This window comes from Geodermatophilus poikilotrophus (genome assembly GCF_900111455.1).
Lineage (GTDB): Bacteria > Actinomycetota > Actinomycetes > Mycobacteriales > Geodermatophilaceae > Geodermatophilus > Geodermatophilus poikilotrophus.
The window spans coordinates 588,059-608,307 of sequence record NZ_FOIE01000001.1 but is presented as its reverse complement, the minus strand read 5'-3'; the positions used below and the strand labels follow the sequence as shown (position 1 = coordinate 608,307).

General features: G+C 75.9%; 22 protein-coding genes and 1 riboswitch. Of the genes, 13 read left to right on the top strand and 9 right to left on the bottom strand.

The genetic code is table 11. The annotated features are described in order from the left end of the window. The first annotated feature begins 66 nt into the window (after positions 1 to 66). The gene (locus tag BMW27_RS02740; RefSeq protein WP_091438669.1) at positions 67 to 543 is read left to right on the top strand and encodes a hypothetical protein; all 477 of its coding nucleotides are present in this window, start codon (positions 67 to 69) and stop codon (positions 541 to 543) included. A gap of 119 nt (positions 544 to 662) precedes the next feature. Here the strand turns inward: BMW27_RS02740 and BMW27_RS02735 are convergent, their stop codons facing one another. The 3 genes from BMW27_RS02735 to BMW27_RS02730 all read right to left on the bottom strand — a co-directional run bounded on the left by BMW27_RS02735 (position 663) and on the right by BMW27_RS02730 (position 2,599). After that, positions 663 to 1,628 (bottom strand): NADPH:quinone oxidoreductase family protein, encoded by a 966-nt coding sequence (locus BMW27_RS02735; protein WP_091438663.1) that lies wholly within the window; start codon positions 1,626 to 1,628, stop codon positions 663 to 665. A 173-nt stretch (positions 1,629 to 1,801) separates the two neighbouring features. Continuing rightward, positions 1,802 to 1,969: a hypothetical protein gene (locus tag BMW27_RS23195; RefSeq protein ID WP_175486309.1), complete on the bottom strand. Its 168-nt coding sequence runs from the start codon at positions 1,967 to 1,969 to the stop codon at positions 1,802 to 1,804. 93 nt (positions 1,970 to 2,062) lie between these two features. Then, positions 2,063 to 2,599 (bottom strand): DNA-directed RNA polymerase subunit alpha C-terminal domain-containing protein, encoded by a 537-nt coding sequence (locus BMW27_RS02730; RefSeq protein ID WP_091438658.1) that lies wholly within the window; start codon positions 2,597 to 2,599, stop codon positions 2,063 to 2,065. Positions 2,600 to 2,689: 90 nt separating this feature from the next. On the opposite strand from BMW27_RS02730, the gene BMW27_RS02725 reads away from it, so the two are divergent. Together BMW27_RS02725 and BMW27_RS02720 are read left to right on the top strand one after the other, a co-directional pair. Then, on the top strand, positions 2,690 to 3,550 hold the full coding sequence (locus BMW27_RS02725) for an alpha/beta hydrolase (protein ID WP_091438654.1): 861 nt from the start codon (positions 2,690 to 2,692) through the stop codon (positions 3,548 to 3,550). A 356-nt stretch (positions 3,551 to 3,906) separates the two neighbouring features. Continuing rightward, positions 3,907 to 4,770: a LysM peptidoglycan-binding domain-containing protein gene (locus BMW27_RS02720; RefSeq protein ID WP_091438651.1), complete on the top strand. Its 864-nt coding sequence runs from the start codon at positions 3,907 to 3,909 to the stop codon at positions 4,768 to 4,770. Between the two features lie 64 nt (positions 4,771 to 4,834). Here BMW27_RS02720 and BMW27_RS23190 read toward each other — a convergent pair whose 3' ends face one another. The 5 genes from BMW27_RS23190 to BMW27_RS02695 form a co-directional block, all read right to left on the bottom strand. Next, positions 4,835 to 4,987: a hypothetical protein gene (locus BMW27_RS23190; RefSeq protein WP_175486304.1), complete on the bottom strand. Its 153-nt coding sequence runs from the start codon at positions 4,985 to 4,987 to the stop codon at positions 4,835 to 4,837. Then, positions 4,984 to 5,505, bottom strand: a complete 522-nt coding sequence (locus BMW27_RS02715; protein WP_217638017.1) for a DUF2306 domain-containing protein — start codon at positions 5,503 to 5,505, stop codon at positions 4,984 to 4,986. Before BMW27_RS02715 ends, BMW27_RS23190 begins: the two co-directional genes overlap by 4 nt. A 311-nt stretch (positions 5,506 to 5,816) precedes the next feature. Further along, entirely contained in the window at positions 5,817 to 7,235 is a 1,419-nt protein-coding gene (locus BMW27_RS02705) for an MFS transporter (protein WP_091438644.1), read from the bottom strand. 203 nt (positions 7,236 to 7,438) lie between these two features. After that, positions 7,439 to 8,476 carry an alpha/beta fold hydrolase gene (locus BMW27_RS02700; protein ID WP_091438641.1) on the bottom strand — a complete coding sequence of 346 codons (1,038 nt, stop codon included), beginning with the start codon at positions 8,474 to 8,476 and terminating at the stop codon, positions 7,439 to 7,441. 77 nt (positions 8,477 to 8,553) lie between these two features. After that, positions 8,554 to 8,982 carry a MarR family winged helix-turn-helix transcriptional regulator gene (locus tag BMW27_RS02695; RefSeq protein WP_091438638.1) on the bottom strand — a complete coding sequence of 143 codons (429 nt, stop codon included), beginning with the start codon at positions 8,980 to 8,982 and terminating at the stop codon, positions 8,554 to 8,556. A gap of 137 nt (positions 8,983 to 9,119) precedes the next feature. Here BMW27_RS02695 and BMW27_RS02690 point away from each other — a divergent pair, with 137 nt between their 5' ends. The 9 genes from BMW27_RS02690 to BMW27_RS02650 all read left to right on the top strand — a co-directional run bounded on the left by BMW27_RS02690 (position 9,120) and on the right by BMW27_RS02650 (position 16,771). After that, on the top strand, positions 9,120 to 10,175 hold the full coding sequence (locus BMW27_RS02690; RefSeq protein WP_091438635.1) for a substrate-binding domain-containing protein: 1,056 nt from the start codon (positions 9,120 to 9,122) through the stop codon (positions 10,173 to 10,175). A gap of 76 nt (positions 10,176 to 10,251) precedes the next feature. Next, positions 10,252 to 10,581, top strand: a complete 330-nt coding sequence (locus tag BMW27_RS02685; protein ID WP_091438632.1) for a zinc ribbon domain-containing protein — start codon at positions 10,252 to 10,254, stop codon at positions 10,579 to 10,581. 4 nt (positions 10,582 to 10,585) lie between these two features. Further along, positions 10,586 to 11,227, top strand: a complete 642-nt coding sequence (locus BMW27_RS02680; protein WP_091438628.1) for an AmiS/UreI family transporter — start codon at positions 10,586 to 10,588, stop codon at positions 11,225 to 11,227. A 12-nt stretch (positions 11,228 to 11,239) separates the two neighbouring features. Then, on the top strand, positions 11,240 to 12,487 hold the full coding sequence (gene fmdA, locus BMW27_RS02675) for a formamidase (protein ID WP_091438624.1): 1,248 nt from the start codon (positions 11,240 to 11,242) through the stop codon (positions 12,485 to 12,487). A gap of 55 nt (positions 12,488 to 12,542) precedes the next feature. Next, positions 12,543 to 13,697 carry an MFS transporter gene (locus tag BMW27_RS02670; RefSeq protein ID WP_091438620.1) on the top strand — a complete coding sequence of 385 codons (1,155 nt, stop codon included), beginning with the start codon at positions 12,543 to 12,545 and terminating at the stop codon, positions 13,695 to 13,697. A 142-nt stretch (positions 13,698 to 13,839) separates the two neighbouring features. Beyond that, a riboswitch (cyclic di-AMP (ydaO/yuaA leader) is annotated at positions 13,840 to 13,992 on the top strand. 277 nt (positions 13,993 to 14,269) lie between these two features. Further along, a complete protein-coding gene (locus BMW27_RS02665) occupies positions 14,270 to 15,145 on the top strand; it encodes a VldE C-terminal domain-containing protein (RefSeq protein WP_091438617.1) in 876 nt (291 codons plus the stop codon). Positions 15,146 to 15,185: 40 nt separating this feature from the next. After that, entirely contained in the window at positions 15,186 to 15,818 is a 633-nt protein-coding gene (locus BMW27_RS02660; RefSeq protein WP_091438614.1) for a class I SAM-dependent methyltransferase, read from the top strand. Continuing rightward, entirely contained in the window at positions 15,815 to 16,387 is a 573-nt protein-coding gene (locus tag BMW27_RS02655; protein ID WP_091438610.1) for a hypothetical protein, read from the top strand. Before BMW27_RS02660 ends, BMW27_RS02655 begins: the two co-directional genes overlap by 4 nt. A gap of 6 nt (positions 16,388 to 16,393) precedes the next feature. After that, positions 16,394 to 16,771, top strand: coding sequence for a hypothetical protein (locus BMW27_RS02650; RefSeq protein WP_091438607.1), 378 nt, complete (start codon positions 16,394 to 16,396; stop codon positions 16,769 to 16,771). A gap of 40 nt (positions 16,772 to 16,811) precedes the next feature. On the opposite strand, the gene BMW27_RS02645 is transcribed toward BMW27_RS02650, so the two are convergent. Continuing rightward, positions 16,812 to 18,404, bottom strand: coding sequence for an acyl-CoA synthetase (locus BMW27_RS02645; protein WP_091438603.1), 1,593 nt, complete (start codon positions 18,402 to 18,404; stop codon positions 16,812 to 16,814). Between the two features lie 140 nt (positions 18,405 to 18,544). Between BMW27_RS02645 and BMW27_RS02640 the strand changes: the two genes are divergently transcribed. Further along, positions 18,545 to 20,248: an AMP-binding protein gene (locus BMW27_RS02640; protein WP_091438600.1), complete on the top strand. Its 1,704-nt coding sequence runs from the start codon at positions 18,545 to 18,547 to the stop codon at positions 20,246 to 20,248. Position 20,249 lies beyond the last annotated feature (1 nt).

Genomic DNA, 20,249 nt, shown 5'->3' with positions numbered 1-20,249 from the left:
CGTGCGTACCGCTGTCTGCGGAGGGTACGTCCGAGCCAGCCTGATCGCCGGGTGAGATGAGGACCGATGGCGCAGCCCGCCCCACCCGGCCGTGAGGACCGGCCGGACGGCCCGCAGGACCGCGGCTGGACCCGCTGGCTGGCCGCGGGGACCTTCGTGCTCGGCCTGGTGGCCGGGGCGTTGCTCGTCGGGCTGCTCGGTCAGGCCCCGCCCGTGCCGAGGCCCGCGCAAGAGGCGGCCTCGGCGTCGACCGCTGGGCCGACGAGCACGGCCGGTCCGGGCGACCGGGTCGGGATCGAGCCGGCCTGCCTGCGGGCGCTCAACGCCGCGCAGGACATCGCCGCGACCGCCGACGACCTGGGCGCCGCCGCGGCGGCCCTGGACGCGGCTCAGCTCGACGAGGTGGTCCGCCGGCTCCAGCCGCTGCAGGCGCGGCTCGGCGAGAGCCGCGCCGCCTGCGAGGCGTCCGGGTCGCTGCCCACCGAGGGGGCCGAGCCGACCGGGAGGGGAGAACCGACCCCTCCGGCGTCACCGACGGGCTGAAGCCGCCGGCGGCGAGGAACCGGCCCCGCTGCCGGCCCTGCGAGTGACCGGGGCAGCGGCGGCTGCCCTCCAGGGGCCCGCGCCGAGCCGACGAGGCGTGGGGGACGGGTGGTCCTCCTTCAGCGGACGCGCAGCAGCACCTTGCCGGTGGCGCGGCGCTCGTCGAGCTCGGTGACCGCCGCTGCGGCGTCGGCCAGGTCGTGCACGGTGCCGAGGACCGGTTCGAGGGCGCCGCGCTCGAGCAGCGGCTGCAGGTCGCGCCACTGCTCCTGCACGTAGCCGGGCTCGCCCGTCCAGAACGCGCCCCACCCGACGCCGACGACCGACACGTTGTTCAGCAGCAGCCGGTTGACCTTCACCGTGGGGATCTCCCCGCCGGTGAAGCCCAGCACCAGCAGCCGGCCCTCGCGGGCCAGGCTGCGCAGCGAGTCGGTGAACCGGTCGCCGCCCACCGGGTCGGCGACGACGTCGACGCCCCGGCCGCCGGTGAGCTCCCTGACCCGGTCGCGGAAGCCGTCGGCGAGCACGACCTCGTCGGCGCCGGCCGCCCGTGCGGCCCCGCCCTTGGCCTCGCTGGACACCACCGCGAGCACGCGTGCGCCGTACGCCTTGGCCAGCTGGATGCCCGCCGTCCCCAGGCCGCCGGCGGCACCGTGCACCAGCACCGTCTCGCCCTCCCGCAGCTGACCGCGGCGGCGGAGCGCGAAGTGCATGGTCAGGTAGTTCATCGGCAGCGCCGCGCCCTGCTCGAACGTCACGCCGTCGGGCAGCGGGAAGACGAAGCCGGGGTCGACGGCCGCCACCTCGGCGAAGCCGCCGAAGCCGGGGAAGGCCGCGACCCGCTGGCCGGGCTGCAGGCCGCTGCCCGCGGGGGCGCTGCGCACCGTCCCGGCCACCTCGCTGCCGGGCACGAACGGCAGCGGCGGCTTGATCTGGTACTGCCCGCGGCTGAGCAGCACCTCGGGGAACGTCACGCCCGCGACGTGCACGTCGATCAGCACCGTGCCGTCCGAGTCGGGCTCGGGGACGTCGACGACCGAGATGGCCGAGGGACCGTCGAGGGTGGCGATCTGGGCTGCGCGCACGGGTCCTCCTGCACGGTGGGCTACGGGACCGCGAGCTTGGCAGAGGGGGGAACCGGCGTCGCACCGAGGTGGGGGCGGGGGAGGGGTCCGCCACGCCGCGCCGGGGCTCCGGTGTGTCCCGAGCGCGGGTGCCCGCCCGGGCCTCCGACCGTGGACCCGCAGGTGACCGGCGGTCAGCCCTGTGGGCTCTCCGGGCCGACCGCCGGGGCGGCGCCGCCCAGCTCCCCGCTCTGCGTCGACCCGGCGTCCTCGGGGCGCGGCACGCGCGGGTCGTCGGGGAGCGGGGGAGCGGTCTCCAGTGGTCCGTCGACGTCGCGCGGCGGGGTGTTCTCGGCCTCCATGACCCCGGGGTACCCCGGAACCGCCCGGTCGTCGCGGGCGGAGCGCAGGTCCGTCCGGGGCCGCTCCGTGGTGCCGTCCGTCGCAGGTCCGGGCTACCGGCCGACCAGCCGTCGCAGCCTGCGGGCCGGCGCCTGGACGGCCCGCAGGGCCAGTCGCACCGGCAGGGTCGCGAGGGTCGAACCCACCCGCACGCCCAGGCGCCACAGGTCGGCGTAGTCGGGCGGCCGGGGCGCGGTCGGCGTGGGGTCGGCCGGGGGCGGCGTCGCGGGCACGATCAGGTCGACCGTCGTGCGCGGGCGGGTGCTGCGCAGCGACTCGAACGACGGGATGCTCGGCGCATGGGGGGACTCCTCCTCGTCCGCCCCGGGCTCCGCGAGGGAGAGCTGCGGGGAGTCGGGGCGCGGCTGGGTCGCCGGGATGCGGCCGGGCGGCTCCGGGACGACGCGGCGGATGGCGGCGATGCTGCCCGGGCCCAGCCCGTTGACCGCGACGAGCTCCGCCCGGGTGAGGGCGGCGAGCTGCGCGGTCGTGGTGATCCCGGCCCGGGCCAGCGCGGTCACCGCTCGCGTGGGCAGGCCCAGGTCGCTGACGGTCTCGCCGGGCGCGGTCCCCGGTGACGTGGTCGGCATGGTGCCCAACCTAGGGCCGACCGCCGCACGGCACCGGGCCAGGTCTCCTGCAGGATGCGCAGGCAGTCCGCACCCCTGGAGGCTCTCCCGATGACCGCTGCCCGTCCCGGCGGGACCCCGCACCCCACGCACACCGAGGGCACGCTGTCCTCCGGGCAGTACCGGCAGGCCTGGACCGTCGAGGACCCGGTCGGCGCGGTGGTCCTGGTGCACGGGGCCCACGAGCACGGCGGTCGCTACCGGCACGTGGCCGAGCGGCTGACCGCCGCGGGGTACGCCTGCCACGCCGTCGACCACCCCGGCCACGGCCGCTCGCCGGGCCGGCGCGGCAACATCGGCAGCATGGCCGCCGCCGTCGACGGCGTCGCCCAGCTCGTGCGGTTCGCCGGTGAGCAGCACCCCGGCGTCCCGCTGTTCGTCTACGGGCACAGCCTGGGCGGGCTGATCGCCCTGCAGTACCTCACCGGGACGCCGGACGCCCGGGTCGCCGGTGCGGTCCTCTCCGCGGCGGCGCTGGACACCAGTGCGGCCAACCCCGTCCAGAGGGTCGTGGCACCGCTGCTGTCCCGGGTCCTGCCCGACCTCGGCGTCCTCCGGCTCGAGGCCGAGGCGGTCAGCCGGGACCCCGAGGTGGTCCGCGACTACCGCACCGACCCGCTGAACCACACCGGGAGGATGGTCGCCCGCACCGGCGCCGAGCTGATGAGCACCGCGCTGGCCATGCCCGGGCGGCTGCCCTCGCTCACCATGCCGCTGCTCGTGCTCCACGGCACCGCCGACCGGCTCGTCCCGCCGGCGGCGAGCGAGGTCGTGCGCGCGCACGCCGGCTCCGCCGACCTGACGCTCAGGGTCTACGACGGGCTCTTCCACGAGCCGCACAACGAGCCGGAGAAGGACGACGTCCTGGCCGACGTCGTCACCTGGCTCGACGCGCACCGGGCGGCGTCCTGACGCGTGACCGCCCGCGGGAGGTGACGACGGGTACAGCGACGCGACACGCCGCGCCGACCTGCGACGCGCCGCCCAGGGGGCCCGGGTGTGAGCCGCGTCACGACGACAACTCACATGACTGCACGTAGCGTTTTGTGTGCGCTCAGCAAACAAGAGCGCGGCGCCGGACCGCCAAACCCTGCCCACCGGTCGCCATCCGGATCCCAGGGCAGGGGTGGGGGACCCACGACCACGGCGCCGCGGCTCGATCGCACGACTCGAGCCCCGGCCGCCTCGGGGTGAAGCCGCGGACCGCGGCCGGGCACCGATCGCCCGAACCCGACAGCTGACCTCGCCGGCGGTGATCGGAGATCACCATGGCCAAGCACCGCGCACCCCGCTATGTCCGCACCAAGAAGGTCCTCGCCAAGGCCCCGGTCGCAGCCGGCGCCACGGTCGTCGGCTTCGGCGTCCTGAGCTCCCCGGCCCAGGCCTCCGCCGGGACCACCGTCCTCGCCCACGCCGTCGAGGTCCCCGTCGCGACGCCGGCCGCGGACGCGGGCGCCGCCGCTCCGGAGGCCGACCACACCGTCGAGCGCGGTGACACGATCGCGGAGATCGCCGCCGCCCACGGCCAGTCGTGGCGCGAGCTGTACCAGCGCAACGCCGGCGTCATCGGCGCCGACCCGAACCGGATCTTCCCGGGGCAGGTCCTGCTCACCGCCGGCCCGGCCACCGCCGCCCCCGCGGCGCCGGCCGCCCCGGCCCCCCTCCCCGGCTCGGCCGGGAACGCGGCCCCCGCAGCGGCAGTCGCCCCGCTGGCCGCCGTGGCTCCGGCGCCCGCGGCCGCTCCGGCGCTCGCGGCGGCCCCGGCTGCCACCGCACGCATCACCAACAGCGCCGGCAGCGTGGCCCCGCAGGTGCAGGCCGCGGCCGACCGGGTGGTCAGCGAGGTGCCCGGCGCCGACTCGATCACCATCGGCGGCACCCGGGCCAGCGCCGCCGACCCGAACGGGCACCCCTCCGGCCTGGCGCTGGACTACATGGTCGGCTCCGACGCCGCCCTCGGCGACGCGATCGTGGCCTTCCACGTCGCCCACTGGGACGAGCTCGGCGTCGAGTACGTCATCTGGGAGCAGCGGATCCTGACCTCGCCGACCGGCGCGTGGAAGGCCATGGCCGACCGCGGCAGCGCCACGGCGAACCACATGGACCACCCGCACGTGAACTACGTCGGCTGACGCCCGGCGCGGCCCCCGGCGGCCCCCCACCCTCTGCGGGTGGGGGGCCGCCGGCGCCTCGGGGTCACAGGAGCCGGTCGAGGTCGTCGGGCCCCGGCCCGGTGCCGCCGGAGTCGCGGAGGGGAGAGGTGTCGGGCACGTCGTCCTCGGGCGGTTCGGGTGCGACCGGCCCCTCCGAGTACAGGGTGCTCGGGTCCCGCGGGTCCATCTCGCTCATGGGGACGGGGTGCCCCGTCGGGCCGCGGGGAACCGCGTGCCGGCGGCCGGGTACCGCTCGGCGACGAGCAGGTTGGGCACCCAGGCCAGGAACGGCACCAGCAGGTAGGCGCGCTGGAAGGCCACCTGGCCCGGGACGCCGGCCAGCGCGACCTGCGCCGGGACCAGGACGAGCAGCCACAGCCGGAGGGTGACCGCGGCGTAGGTCAGGGCGAACGTCCGCACGACCCACCGCCGGTGCGCGGCGACGTCCCGGTGGCGGATGGCGCGCAGAGCCGCGGCGGCGCAACCGAGCCACAGCGCCGCGAGCAGGCCGAACCCGGCGGTCCCCACCCCGCCGGCGAGGCTGTGCGGCGCGAGGACCAGCCCGGCCGTCCCGGCCACCGCGACGGACCCCAGGACCACCCGGCCGACGGTCCGGTGCACGGCCGGTGCGCGGTTCCGCAGCCGCGCGGCGAACCGCACCGGCGACAGCAGCAGCGCCAGGCCACCGAAGCCGACGTGCAGGGCGAAGGCCACCTGCAGCGCGGAGGCCGGGCTGCGTAGTTGGCCGCCACCTCCATGCCGTTGCCGCCGAGCTCGGCCGGTGGGAGCAGCGCGTACGGCAGCGGCGCGACGACGGCGACCGCCAGCGCGGTCGACCCGAACCACCAGAACGCCGCCCGCGTCCGCCAGGTGGGCTCCGCCGGTCGGGTGCCGGTCAGCGTCACGACGGACCTCCAGCTCCCCGGACCGGTCCGGTGGCCCCCGACCCTCACGGACCGGACGGGCGCAGGCCAGGGGCGGACAGCCCCCGGTGGGGACGCCGTCGGCCCCGCCGCCGCCTCGCCTCAGCGGGCCGGGACCCCGGTCGCCCGGGCACCCGGTCCGCCCGGCGCCGGCCGGGAGGGCCGCTGACGGCCGGCCAGCCCGGCGACCACCGCGGTCGCCGCGCAGACGGCCGCGCCGATCCCCGCGAGGGCGGTGTAACCGCTGCCGGACGGGGCCGCGCCCGGGCCCGCCGTGGCGCCGGCGAGCACGGTCGCGGTCAGCGCGCTCCCGACGGCGAAGCCCACGTACCGCAGCACCTGGTTGAGGCTCATCGCGCTGCCGGTCTCCGACGGCGGGACGGCGGCGACCACCAGCGCCGGGAACGCGGCGAAGGCGGCACCGACACCGAGCCCGGCCACCGCCATGACCAGGAAGAGCTGCCAGAGCTCGGTGCGCAGCACAGCGAACAGCAGGAACGCGCCGCCCTGCACCAGCGCGGCTCCCGGGAGGACCAGCTCCGGGCGGGCGCGGGCGGTCAGCCGGCCGGCGACCACGCTCGCCGCCGAGAACGGCAGCAGCATCAGCCCGGCGACCACGATCGAGGCGCCGAGGCCCGCACCGGGCGATGCCGGGGCCTGCGCCAGCACCGGCACCGCGGTGAGCAGCAGGTAGTTGGACAGCCCCACCAGCAACGCCGCCGAGTGCGCGGAGAACGCCACCCGTCCGCGGGCGAGCCGCACGTCGACCAGCGGGTGCGGCGTCCGCACCTCCCAGAGCACCCAGGCGCCCAGCGCCGCCACGGAGCCGCCGGCCGTCGCCAGCAGCAGCGGCGAGGCCCAGCCCCACGTCCCGGCCTGACCCAGCGCGACCAGCAGCCCCGCCACCCCGGCGCCGAGGAGCAGGGCCCCGACGACGTCGAGGGGGCGGCGCGGAGCCGCGGCCGAGGGCGGCAGGACCGCAGCGGAGGCGGCGAAGGCGGCGGCGCTGACGGCGGCGCCGGCCCAGAAGGCCGCGTGCACCCCGCCCAGCTCGGCCACGAGGCCGGCGAGCGGGTAGCCGAGCCCGACGCCGGCGACCACGGTGATGGACAGCGCGGCGATGGTGGAGCGCGACCGCTGCCCGGTCAGCGCCTCGCGGGCGGTGGCGATGGCCAGCGGGGTGAGCCCGAGCCCCACGCCTTGCAGCGCCCGGCCGGCGACCAGCCAGCCCAGGCCCAGGGGGAGCGCGGCGAGCACGCCGCCGGCGGTGACCACGGCCAGGACGACGAGGACGACCGTCCGCCGGTGCGGACCGTCGCCGAGCCGGCCCACCACCGGCGTCGCCACCGCGCCCACCAGCAGCGTGACGGTCAGCGACCACTGGGCGTTCGGCAGCGACGTCCCCATGGTCGCGGCGATCGCCGGGACCAGCGGTGCGCCGAGACTGCTGATGACGGCGACGACCGTCCCGACGAAGAGCAGCACCGGGACGAGGGCGCGAGGGGACCGGGCGACCGTCATGACGTCCAGGGTCCCAGGTCGTTGCACGACCCAACGGACGGGACGCCGGCGCCGTCAGACGTCCTAGACATCTGTTGCGAAGCCGTTCCGTTGACCGCATGCTCTGCGTGGGCGGAGCCCTGGGGGTCCCTCGGGTGCGCTCCGCCCGCCAGCTCCGCAGGTCCGCGCACCGGTCGTCCCGCCCGGGACGGCCGGTGCGCCGCTCAGACGGGACGGTCGAGCAGGTCCCGCAGCGTCCGGTCGATGACGGCGTTGTCGGCGGCGTTCATCCCGAGGCCGGCGAAGTGCCCCCAGATCGTGTCGAGCACCCGGACCTCTCCCTGGGGGATGAACTGCGAGGCCCACTGCTCGTCCTCGGGCGGGAAGTAGAGGTCGGTCCGGGCGGGCATGGCCACGACGGGGCAGCGGATCGAGCGCAGCGCCGCCTCGGTGTCCCCGTCGAAGCCCGGGGTCCGGCCGACGTCCCCGTGCTCCCAGGTCCACAGCATCGCCAGCAGGTTGTTCGGGTCCCGGTCCTCGTCGAGCCAGAAGCCCTCCCAGAAGCCGACCAGGAAGTCCTCGAGGGAGGAGTAGCCCAGGTCCCGGTACGCGCGCTCCCAGTAGAAGGCCTGGGACAGTCCCCACCCGGCGTAGATCCGGGCGAAGGCACGCATGCCGGCGGTCGGGCGCGCGTCGGGGGAGTACTCCCCGCCCCGGAAGGCCGGGTCGAGGGTGAGGGTGGCGCGCAGGCTCTTCAGGAACACCTGGTTGTGCTCGCTCGTGCGGCTGGAGCCGACGATCGGTGCAGCGCGCCTGACCATCTCGGGGTGGCTGACCGCCCACTGGTACGTCTGGCCGGCGCCCATGGAGGAGCCCAGCACCAGCTCGATCGACTCGATGCCCCACTGCTGCGTGAGCAGGCGGTACTGGGCCTCGACCTGGTCGTGGAAGGTGATCGCCGGGAAGTGCGGCCCGTCGAACGGCGGCGGGGTGCTGCTCGGGGACGTCGACAGGCCGTTGTTCAGCTGGTTCGGGACGACGATGAAGTACTGCTCCGGGTCGCAGGCCAGACCCGGTCCGATCGACCACTCGTTGGCGTCGTGCCAGGCGCTGAACCAGGTGGGGTGCACGATCACGTTGGACCGGTCGGCGGCCAGCGTGCCGTACGTCTTGTAGGCCAGTCGGGCGTTCCGCAGCGTCCCCCCGCTCTGCAGCGGCAGGTCACCGAGGTCGAACAGCTGGGAGTCCGTCGGAGCCGGCACGGCGTGTTCCTTCCACGTGGAAGCGTTTCGCCAGCCTGCCCGCCCCTGCCGGGGGGCCGCAACCCGCAGGCCTGCGGTCAGGGGGCCGCGAGCCGCTCCAGCAGCCGGCGGAGGGTGCGCGCCTCGGCCGAGGACAGCGCGGCGAGGCCGTCGCGCTCGGCCTCGGCGATCCTCGGCGCCAGCGACCGGCACAGCCCCCGGCCGCGGTCGGCGGCGTGCACGACGACGCGGCGGCGGTCGGCCGCGTCGACGTTGCGGTACAGCAGCGCGCGCTCGACCAGGCGGTCCACGATCCGGGTCAGGGTGGGCCCGGACACCCGGGTCCGGGCGCTCACGTCGCTCATGGACAACGGGCCGCGCTCCGTGACGGTGTGCAGCACCCGCCACTGGTCCAGGGTGAGGTCGCTGTCGACGAGGATCTCCTCGACGCGCGAGGTCAGACCGGAGGCGACCTGCCGGAGCAGGTCCACGTGGTGCAGCGAGCCCCCCGCCGTCTCCTGCCGCATGCTTCTTCCTTCTCGCCCCGGAGCGCCTTCCGCTGGCCGGGGCAGGTCAGCATAGTGATCCCCGACTCGGGGCGATTGTCGCAGGAACCCGGGACGTCCCGCTCCGACGCCCGCGCACGCCACGCCTGGGGGGATCGATGAGCCGGTCCGCAGACGTCGCGCGGGTCGGGCTGGTCGTCCCCCTGCAGGGGCCCGCGGGCCTCTTCGGACCGTCCTGTGAGGCGGTCGCGGCGACGGCGCTGCGGATCATCAACGACGCCGGCGTCCTCGGCCGGGAGCTGGCCGTCGAGGTCATCGACGGCGGCGCGCGGCCGGAGGAGGTGGGCGCCACCGTCGGCCGGCTCATCGACGCCGGGCGGATCGACGCGGTGACCGGCTGGCACATCTCGGCGGTCCGCCACGCCGTGGCGCCCGTGACCGCGGGGCGGGTCCCGTACGTCTACACCTCGCTGTACGAGGGCGGGGAGTCCCGGCCGGGCGTCTTCTGCTCCGGCGAGACACCCGCGCGGCAGATCGCGCCGGCCCTACGCTGGCTGCGCGACGTGTGCGGCGTGCGGCGCTGGTTCGTGGTGGGCGACGACTACGTCTGGCCCCGGGCCTCGGTCGAGGTCACCCGGGAGTACGCCCGGCGGCTGGACCTGCAGCTGATCGGGACGAGCTACGTGCCGCTGGGGACCGACGACTACCGGGGCGTCGTCGAGCGCATCGGCGTCAGTGACGCCCAGGGGGTGCTGCTCTACCTGGTCGGGCAGGACGCCGTCGAGTTCAACCGCGTGTTCGCCGAGCAGGGTCTGCAGGAGAGGCTGGTCCGCTTCACGCCGCTCATGGAGGAGAACATGCTCCTGGCCAGCGGGGCGGAGGCGACGAGGAACCTGTTCGTCTGCGCCTCCTACTTCCGGTCGCTGGCCACGCCGTCGGCACTGCAGTTCTGCGGTGACTACGTCGACCAGCACGGTCCCGACGCGCCCCCGCTGAACAACGCCGCGGAGTCCTGCTGCGAGGGGCTGATGGCGCTGGCGGCCCTCGCCGAGCGGGCCGGGAGCCTCGACGTCCAGCGGATGGCCGCCGTCGCCGACGGGCTCGGGTACGACGGGCCGCGCGGCCCGGTGTCCTTCGCCGGCAACCACCTCCAGCAGCGGGTCCACCTGGCCGTGGCCGACGGCTACGACTTCGACGTCCTCGCGGCGTTGTAGGACGGGCGGTCCCCCCGCGCTCCCTTGACAGTTCCTTTCAGGTGAATAAGTTCCACCCGGAAGGAACGGAGGAGCCATGGCCACGTACGTGTTCCGGTGTCCCGCCTGCTCGGTCTTCGAGGTGGTGGTCCCGATGTCCTCGGTGCGCCCCACCCACCCCTGCCCGACCTGCGCGGGGGAGTCCAGCCGGGTCTGGACCGCCCCTGCCCTGGCGACGACGCCAGCCGCGCTGCACCGCGCGGTGGCCGCCGCCGACGCCAGCACCGAGGCCCCGCAGGTCGTCCGGTCCATCCCCGCCGGCAGACCCCGCCCACGGGGCCGCCGGTGGAACCCCGTCACCGGCGCCGCCCCCGTCGACGCGGCGCACCGACCGGCGGGCCCGCACCCCTCGCTGCCGCGCTGGTGACCCCGTGGGCGCCGTCGGCCTGCTCTACGTCGGTGCTGTGCTGGTGGTCAACGGCTTCATGCTGTTGGGGCACGTCAGCCCGGCCAGTGCCGCACCGCTGAACCTCTTCGTCGGCGCGCTCCAGGTGGTCACGCCGACCTACCTCATCATCGCCGCGAACGGCGACCAGGCGCAGATCGCGCTCGCCGCCGGGCTCTACTACTTCGGCTTCACCTACCTGTGGGTGGGGATCAACGGCATCACCGGCTGGCCCGGTGAGGGGCTCGGCTGGTTCTCGCTGGTCGTGGCCGCCGCCGCCGTGGGCTTCGCCGTCCACTCCTGGGTGGAGGTCGGCGACCGGACCTTCGCCGTCATCTGGCTGCTGTGGGCCGTCCTGTGGTTCGGCTTCTTCCTGCTGCTGGCCCGGCACAAGGACCACCTCACCGCCGCGGTCGGCGTGCTGGCCCTGGGCCAGGGGCTGCTCACGGCCGCCGTCCCGGCCTTCCTGATCATCACGGGCTGGTGGAGCGAGTCGCTCACCACGGCCCTCGTCGTCGCCGCGCTCGGGGTGCTCCTGCTCGCTGCCAGCGTCCCGCTCGGCCGGACCCTGTCCGCCCCCGCTCCGCCCGCCCCCGCCCAGCCCGGTGCCGCACCGGGCGTCCAGTGAGAGGAAACCGCCATGCCCGAGGTCGTGTTCACCGTCGACCAGAGCAGGTCCATGCGGGACCAGGCCGTCCCCGGTCACAACCGCTGGCACCCGGACATCCCGCCGGCGGTCACCGTCCGGCCGGGGCAGGACATCCGGGTGGAGTGCAAGGAGTGGACCGACGGCCAGATCCTCAACAACGACTCGTCCAACGACGTCCGGGACGTCGACCTCTCCCACGCCCACATGCTCTCCGGGCCGATCGCGGTGGAGGGGGCCGAGCCGGGTGACCTGCTGGTCGTCGACATCCTCGACCTCGGTCCGGTGCCCCAGGTCCAGGGCCCCAACTGCGGCGAGGGGTGGGGGTACTCGGGCATCTTCGCCAAGGTCAACGGCGGCGGGTTCCTCACCGACTACTACCCGGACGCCTACAAGGCCATCTGGGACTTCCGCGGCCAGAAGTGCACGTCCCGCCACGTCCCCGGGGTCGAGTACACCGGCATCACCCACCCGGGCCTGTTCGGCACGGCGCCGTCGGCGGACCTGCTGGCGCGCTGGAACGCCCGCGAGCGGGCGCTGATCGCCACCGACCCCGACCGGGTGCCGCCGCTGGGGCTGCCGCCGCTGCCCGACAACGTCCTCGGCGGCACGGCCACCGGTGACCTGCTCGAGGCGATCGGTCGGGACGGCGCCCGCACCGTGCCGGCGCGGGAGAACGGCGGCAACCACGACATCAAGAACTTCACCCGCGGCAGCCGGGTCTTCTACCCGGTGTACGTCGACGGCGCGCTGCTCTCCGGCGGGGACCTGCACTTCAGCCAGGGGGACGGCGAGATCAACTTCTGCGGCGCCATCGAGATGGGCGGCTTCATCGACTTCCACGTCGACCTCATCAAGGGCGGCATGGAGACCTACGGGGTCACCACCAACCCGATCTTCATGCCGGGCCGGGTCGAGCCGCGCTACTCGGAGTTCCTGACCTTCATCGGTGTCTCGGTCGACCACCGCGACGACACGAACGCCTACATGGACGCGACGCTGGCCTACCGCAACGCCTGCCTGAACGCCATCCGCTACCTGGAGAAGTGGGGCTACACGGGCGAGCAGGCCTACCTCATCCTCGGCACCTCCCCGATCGAGGGCCGCATCGGCGGGGTGGTGGACATCCCCAACGCCTGCTGCTCGGTCTTCCTGCCGACGGAGATCTTCGACGAGGACATCCGGCCCGGCGGCCAGGGCCCGCAGCGCAGGGACCGCGGGCAGGTCTGCGTCACCTCCTGACCGGGGAGCCGAGGCGGGGCGCGAGCGGACGCCGGTCCGCCCGCGCCCCCGTCCCGTGACCCGGGCACCCGCCGGCCGGCCCGGTCCCGCCCGCCTGGTCGCCGCCGGCGCGGTGGCCAACCTCGCGGTCGGGACGCTGTTCGCCTGGAGCCTCGTGGCGCCCCGGGTGGTGGCCGACGCCGGCGCCCCGCGGGGCACCGGTCCGGCGGTGTTCGCGCTCGCCCTCGCAGTCTTCACCGTCGTCCTGCTCGGGGTGGGCCGCTGGCTGGCCCGGGTGGGACCGCGACGGTTGCTCGCCGCGGCAGCCCTCGCGGCCGGGTCGGGGATCGGGGTGACCGCCGCGGTGCAGCGGCCCGAGGCCCCGTGGCTGGGGGTGGGGCTGCTGTTCGGCGCGGCCAACGGGCTGGCCTACGGCGTCGCGGTCGCCCTCGCCGCCCGGGTCCCCGCTGCGCGCCGCGGCACGGCGAGCGGTCTGGTGGTCGGCGCGTACGCGGCGGGGCCGGTGCTGCTCGGTCTGCTGGCGCCGCGCGTCCTGCCGGCGGTCGGCTGGCGGACCTGCCTGGCCGTCCTGGCCGTGCTCGTCGCCGGTCTGGTGGGCCTCGCCGCCGCCCTCGCCCCCGGCGGCGCGGGGGGCGAGCAGCGCCGCGACCGCGTCGAGGAGCCGGTGCCCGGGACGACGGTGGCAGCGCTGTGGGTCCTCTTCGCGGGAGGAGCCGCGCCGGGGCTCGTGGTCTTCGCCACCGCCGCGCCCCTGGCGTCCGCCGCCGGGCTGGGTCCGGGAGCCGCGGGAGCAGCGGTCTCCCTGCTGGCCGCCGGCAACCTGGCCGGCCGGCTGGGCGCGGGCTGGTGGTCCGACCGCGCCGGGCGCCTGCCGGCCCTGGCGACCGCGCTCGCGGCCACCGCCGGCGCACTCGCCGGCCTCGCGTCCCGGGTCGCGCCCGCCGTCGTCCTGACCGGCTTCCTCGTCGTCGGACTGGCCTACGGCGCGGTCTCCGCGCTGGTCCCGGCCGCGACGGCGGACCGCGTCGGGGTCCGCGCCTTCCCGGCGGTCTACGGCCGGGTGTTCACCGCGTGGGGGTGTGCCGGGCTGCTCGCACCGCTCCTCGCCGCGAGGGTGACCGACGCCGACGGTGCGCAGCCCGGCCTGCTCCTGCTCGCCGTCCCGCTGGCCCTCGCGGCGGCCGCGCTGTCCGTCCTCGCCCGCCGCTGAGCCCCTACACCTCCGGCCGCCGATCCGGGGGGTGGGCGACGCGCGTCACCTGACGAATGCCGGGCCGCGGATTGTCACAGCTCGATAACGCCGTTACGGTCGAAGGGTCCGATCGGTCGTTCCGCCTCCCAACGGGGGGCCCGAGCGGACGCCGCCGAGTCGCCCTCCGGGGCGAGCCGGGGACCCACCGCAGCACTGGGGTGAATCCCGCTCCTGGACGCACGTCCGGGGTCAGGTAGGGCCGCTTCCCGCCCGAACCCGTCAGCTAACCCGGTAGGCGGCCGTCGGAAGAACGGAGAGCCGCCGCATGGCGTGCCCCTGCCCTGCTGCACCACCCCGCCGGCTCCGGATCCCGGTGCGCCCGCGCACCTGACCGCACGCGGCCGTCCGCAGCGGACGCCGCCCGTGGGTTCACCGACCCGAGCACCCTCGCTCGACCGGCTCCCCGCCGCTTCCCCGGTGCGCCCGCCCGGCGCTCGTCGCACGGCCGCAGCCCCCGCCGCCCGCAGACCCCGCAGACCCGCGCGCCCTCGTGGCGCCGCTGCGCCCGCACCCCGGAGAACGCGAACCCCATGGACCGTCGCACCACCACCTCTGGCCGCCCCACCTCCGGCCGCCCCGGCCGCCCCGGCCGCGCGCGCCGCCGTCCCGCCCTGTACCTGGGGATGGCCACCGCCGGCGCCGTCCTGGCCGGCGCCGTCATCGGCCCCGAGCCGGCCGCGCAGGCCGAGGCCGCGCCGTCGGAGACCGTCAGCATCGCCCGGGAGCTCGGCCTGACGGCCCGGTCCGGCCCGGTCGACGTCACCTCGGAGCTGCAGCCGCTGCAGGACCTCGCCGCCACCCGCAGCACCCGCGAGGCCGCGGAGACCGCCGCCCAGCAGGTCCAGGCCGCCGCCGACCAGGCGGTGCTCGACCGGCAGAAGGCCGAGGCCGAGGCCGCCGCCAAGGCCGAGGCGGAGGCGAAGGCGGCCGCCGAGGCCGCGGCTGCCTCCACCGCCGCCGCCGCCGGCCGGGCCGCTCCGGCGCAGGCGGGTGAGGCCGCTCCCGCGGCCGCCGCGCCCCGGGCGGCCGCCGCGGCCGGCACGGTCGCCACGATCAAGAACTCGTCGGGCCCCGTCGCCGCGGTGGTGCAGGCCGCTGCCGACGCCGTCGTCAGCAACGTGCCCGGCGCCGACTCGATCACCCTGGGCGGCACCCGCCCCAGCGCCGCCGACCCCGGCGGTCACCCCTCGGGCCTGGCGCTGGACTACATGGTCATGTCCGACGCCGCCCTCGGGGACGCGATCGTCGAGTACCACATCGCCCACTGGGACGAGCTGGGCGTCGACTACATCATCTGGCAGCAGCGGATGCTGTCCTCGCCGAACGGCTCCTGGAAGGCGATGGCCGACCGCGGCGGCGCGACGGCCAACCACATGGACCACCCGCACGTGAACTACCGGGGCTGACCTGCGGTTGCCCGCCGCACCGGCGGGGCAGGACGGCACGATGGGCACCACGTCCTCCCGCCCCGTCCCGCCGACCCTCGTCGACGCCAATCGGCTCTGGGTCGACTCGCGCCTGCGCGCGCTGGTGCAGCGCCGCGTCGAGGCACCCGTCCTGCTGAGACTCGGCGGGCCGGTGTCCGGCGGCCGGGTCCTGGAGCTCGGCACCGGGCGCCGGGGCACCGGACTGCGCCTGGCGCTGGAGCTGTTCGGCGCCGCGCACGCCGACGGCGTCGAGCGGTTCGACGACAGCGTCACGGCGTGCCGCGAGGCGGTGCGCGACCTGACCGGGCGGGTCGACGTGCAGCCTGGCGACGCGACGGCGTTGACCGCGCACGACGGGGCCTACGACGCGGTCTTCGGCTACCACGTCCTGCACCACGCCGACGCCTGGCGGGACGTCGTCCGGGAGGCGGCACGGGTGCTCCGCCCCGGCGGGCGCCTCTACTCCTGCGAGATGACCGCGCGCATCGTCGACAGCCGTCCGCTGCGGGCGGTGTCCCGCCACCCCGCCGACGGCGACCGCCCGACCCCGGAGGGCCTGGCCGCCGCCTGCGCGGCCGCGGGGCTCACCGTGACCGCGCAGGAGACCCGGCTCGCCGGCTGCTGGACGGCGCTCGTCGCGACCCGGCCGTGACCCGGCGCCCGGCCCCGTCCGGGTCGCTCGCCACCGTCCGCGAGGCCCTGGCCGTGCTGCGCCGGAGGTGGCCGGCGGCTTACCTGGCCGCGCTCGTCGCCGTGGGCGTCAACACCGTCCCCGACGTCGCGCGGCAGCTGCTCGTCCGGGACGACCCGCGGATCTCCGCCGCCCTGCTCGTCGACGCCGTCGGCCTGGCGACCGGGCTGGTGGCCCAGCTGTGGGTCGCCGGCGCGGTGGCCGCCCTGCCCGCGGGCGGTGCACTGCTCCCGGCCGGGGCGCTGCGGCGGGGCGCCGGCCTGGCTGGGCGGGCCGTCCGGTCGGCGCCGGGTGCGGTCGGCCTCGGCGTCGTGCTCGGGGGTGGGGTGTCCGCGCTGCTGACGTTGCCGGCCTCGGTGGCCGCGCTCGGTGCGGACGGCGTGCTGGGCCCGCTCGACTCGCCCGCGGCCGGGGCCTTCGCGGTGGCGACCGCGAGCGACCTGGTGGCCAGCGTCGTCACGCTGCCGTTCCTCGCGCTCGTGCTGGTCGTCGCGGGGAGCCGGTTGACCGCGTCCCCGGGCGGGCAGTAGGCCGCCATGACCAGGGAGTGGGACGTCACCCGCACGACCGTCGGCACGCTGTCGATCTGGGTCGGGACCGCGGCGCTGTTCGCCCCACGCACGCTGCCCCGGCTGCTCGGGGCCTCGGAGACGGGGACGCGGGCCGACGTCCTGCTGCCGCTGCTCGTGCGGCTGGCCGCGGCCCGCAACATCGCGATGGGCGCCGCCCTGCTGGTCACGCCGGCCCCGCAGGCGCGGCGCACCACCGAGGTGACGCTGCTGCTCACCGCCCTCGACGCGGCCGCGGTGCTGGTGGCCCGCCGGGGCGGCGACGTCGCCCGGCGCAGCGTCGCCACCTCGCTGGCGGTGCTCGGGACGGCCGCGGCCGGCGCCGTCCGCTGGCACCGCCGCTGACCGGCGGCCGGCCGGACCGGTCAGGGGAGCGTGGGGCCCGTCAGCCGGCCAGGTCGCCGTACGTCGTCCGGAGCTCGCGCTTGAGGATCTTGCCGCTGGCGTTCTTGGGTAGGCTCTCGGCGACGGCCACGTACCTCGGCGTCTTGTAGCCGGCCAGCCGCTCCCGGCAGAACCGGACCAGCTCCCCGGGATCGACCGCCTGCCCCGCCCGTGGGACGACGACCGCGGCGACGGCCTCGATCCACCTCGGGTGCGGGATGCCGAAGACGGCGGTCTCCGCGACGGCGGGGTGCTGGTAGAGGACCTCCTCGACCTCGCGGCTGGCGACGTTCTCCCCGCCGGTCTTGATCACGTCCTTCTTGCGGTCGACGACGGTGATGTAGCCGTCCTCGTCCATCACGCCGAGGTCACCGCTGTGGAACCAGCCGTTGCGGAACGCCTCCGCCGTCTTCTCCGGGTCGTTCCAGTAGCCGGCCGTGGCGTGCGGGCTGCGGTGCACGATCTCGCCCTCGACGCCGGGGCCGACCGGGTGGTCGGTCTCGTCGACGATCCGCGTCTCGCTGTTCACCACCGCCGTGCCGGCCGACCCGGGCTTGCGCAGCTGGTCCTCGGGGGACAGCACGAGGGCGAGCGCGGACATCTCGGTCTGGCCGTAGAAGTTGAACAGCGCCATGTCGGGCAGCCGGCGGCGGAGCTCCTCGACGACGGCCACCGGCATGATCGACGCGCCGTAGTAGCCGGTGGCCAGCGACGACAGGTCGCGGCGGTCGAAGTCGGGGTGGCGCAGCAGCCCGATCCACACCGTCGGCGGGCAGAACAGGCTGGTCACCCGCTCCCGTTCCACCGTCCCCAGCACGGTGGCCGGGTCCGGCCCGTCCAGCACGACGTTCGTCCCGCCGAGGTACAGGTTCGGCATCAGGAAGCAGTGCTGGGCGGCGACGTGGAACAGCGGCAGCGCGTGCAGGGCGACGTCCCCGGCGGTGTAGCGGCCGTCGACGATGCAGCTGACGTACTGGCTGACCAGGCTGCGGCTGGTCATCATCACGCCCTTGGGCCGTGACTCGGTGCCGCTCGTGTACATCAGCTGCAGCACGTCGTCGTCGGCGACCGCCACCTGCGGCGCGGAGGCGTCCTCGTGCGCCGTCCAGGTCTCGACCGCCTCCCACCCCCCGGGCAGCAGCCCGCCCGCGCTGCCCAGGACGCCCCGGACCCCGACCGCCTCCTCGCGCTCGGCCAGCTTCACGGCCTCCTGCGCCACCGGCAGCAGTGCGGCCTCCGCCACCAGTCCGGTGGCCCCGGAGTGCTCGAGGATGTAGGCGACCTCGCCCGCCCGGAGCATGAAGTTGACCGGTACCGCGATCGCGCCCAGGCGCGCGAGGGCGAAGGTGAGCACGACGTACCCGTCGTCGTTGTGGGACAGCAGGGCCACCCGGTCGCCCTTCGCCACGCCGCGCGCGGTGAGCGCGTTCGCCGTGCGGTCGGCCGCCGCGTCGAGCTCGGCGTAGGTGTGCGACCGGTCGCGGTAGCGCAGGGCGGTCCGGCCCGGCGCGCGGGCCGCGGAGCGCCGCAGCAGGTCGCCGAGCGCGTGCCCGCGGGCCTGGGCGATCGTGCTGGTCAGCGTCTCGTCGAACACGTTCGTCTCCTGGGGCCCGGCCGTCCGTGGAGGGGCCCTAGAGTGACCCCGGGCACAACTTATTCGGACGTCCGACCATCCGGAAGCCGCCGCGACCGGGTGCCGGCCGGCGCGCGACGAGGCACAGGGGAGGACACCGGATGGACGTCACCGAGGCCTACCGGGCGAGCCGGGACCAGCTGCTGGGTCTGCGCGGCCGGCACGAGCAGGCGGTCGCCGAGTTCCGCTGGCCGGAGCTCGGGGAGCGGTTCAACTGGGCGGTCGACTGGTTCGACGCCGTCGCCCGGGACAGCGACCGGCCCGCCCTGGTCCTGGTCGAGGAGGACGGGACGACGACGCGGCGCAGCTACGCGGAGCTGTCGCGCGCGTCGGACCGGCTGGCGGCGTGGCTCGCCGGCCGCGGCGTCGGGAAGGGCGACCCGGTGCTGCTCATGCTCGGCAACCAGGTCGAGCTGTGGGAGGCGATGCTCGCGGTGGCGAAGCTCGGGGCGGTCATCATGCCGACCACCACCGCGGTCGGCCCGGCCGACCTGGTGGACCGGATCACCCGCGGCGGTGCCCGGCACGTCGTCTGCAACGCGGCCGACGTCGCGAAGTTCGACGAGGTCCCCGGCGACTACACCCGGATCAGCGTCGGGCCGGCCGACGGCTGGGCCGACCTGCACGCCGCCGCGGACCTCGAGCACGTCCCGGTGGAGCACCCGGGGACGGCGCCCGGCGACCCGCTGCTGCTGTACTTCACCTCCGGGACGACGTCCCGCCCGAAGCTGGTCGAGCACACGCAGGTCTCCTACCCGGTCGGGCACCTGTCGACGGTGTACTGGCTGGGCCTGCAGCCCGGCGACGTCCACCTCAACATCTCCTCGCCGGGGTGGGCCAAGCACGCCTGGTCCTGCTTCTTCGCGCCGTTCATCGCCGAGGCGACCGCCCTCGTCCACAACTACCGGCGCTTCGACCCCGCCGTGCTGCTGACGCTCCTCCGCGAGCACGGCGTCACCTCCTTCTGCGCGCCGCCCACGGTGTGGCGGATGCTGGTCCACGCCGACCTGTCCGGCGGTCCCGGCGCGCTCCGGGAGGTCATCGGCGCCGGCGAGCCGCTCAACCCGGAGGTCATCGAGCAGGTGCGGCGTGCCTGGGGGCTGACCATCCGCGACGGGTACGGCCAGACCGAGACCACCGCGCAGGTCGGCAACACGCCGGGGTCGGAGATCAAGCCCGGGTCCATGGGCCGTCCGCTGCCCGGCGTGCCGGTGGTGCTGGTCGACCCGATCACCGGCCGACCGGTCGAGGGGCCGGGGGAGGGGGAGATCTGCCTGGACCTCGCCCAGCACCCGCTCCCGCTGATGACCGGCTACCAGGGCGACCCCGAGCGCGCCGCCGAGGCGATGGCCGGCGGGTACTACCACACCGGGGACGTCGCGAGCGTCGACGCCGACGGGTACGTCACCTACATCGGGCGCACCGACGACGTCTTCAAGGCCAGCGACTACAAGATCAGCCCCTTCGAGCTGGAGTCGGTGCTCATCGAGCACCCGGCGGTCGCCGAGGCGGCCGTCGTCCCGGCGCCGGACGCCCTGCGGCTGGCGGTGCCCAAGGCCTACGTCACGCTGGCCCCGGGGCACGAGCCGACGGGGGAGACGGCGCTGTCGGTGCTGCGGTACGCCCGCGAGCACCTCAACCCCTACCAGCGGGTGCGGCGGATCGAGTTCGCCGAGCTGCCCAAGACCATCTCGGGGAAGATCCGGCGGGTGGAGCTCCGCGCCCGCGAGGAGGAGCTCGCCGCCGCCGACACGCGCTCCGGCGTCGAGTGGCGCGACGACCAGTTCCCCGAGCTCAAGAGCTGAC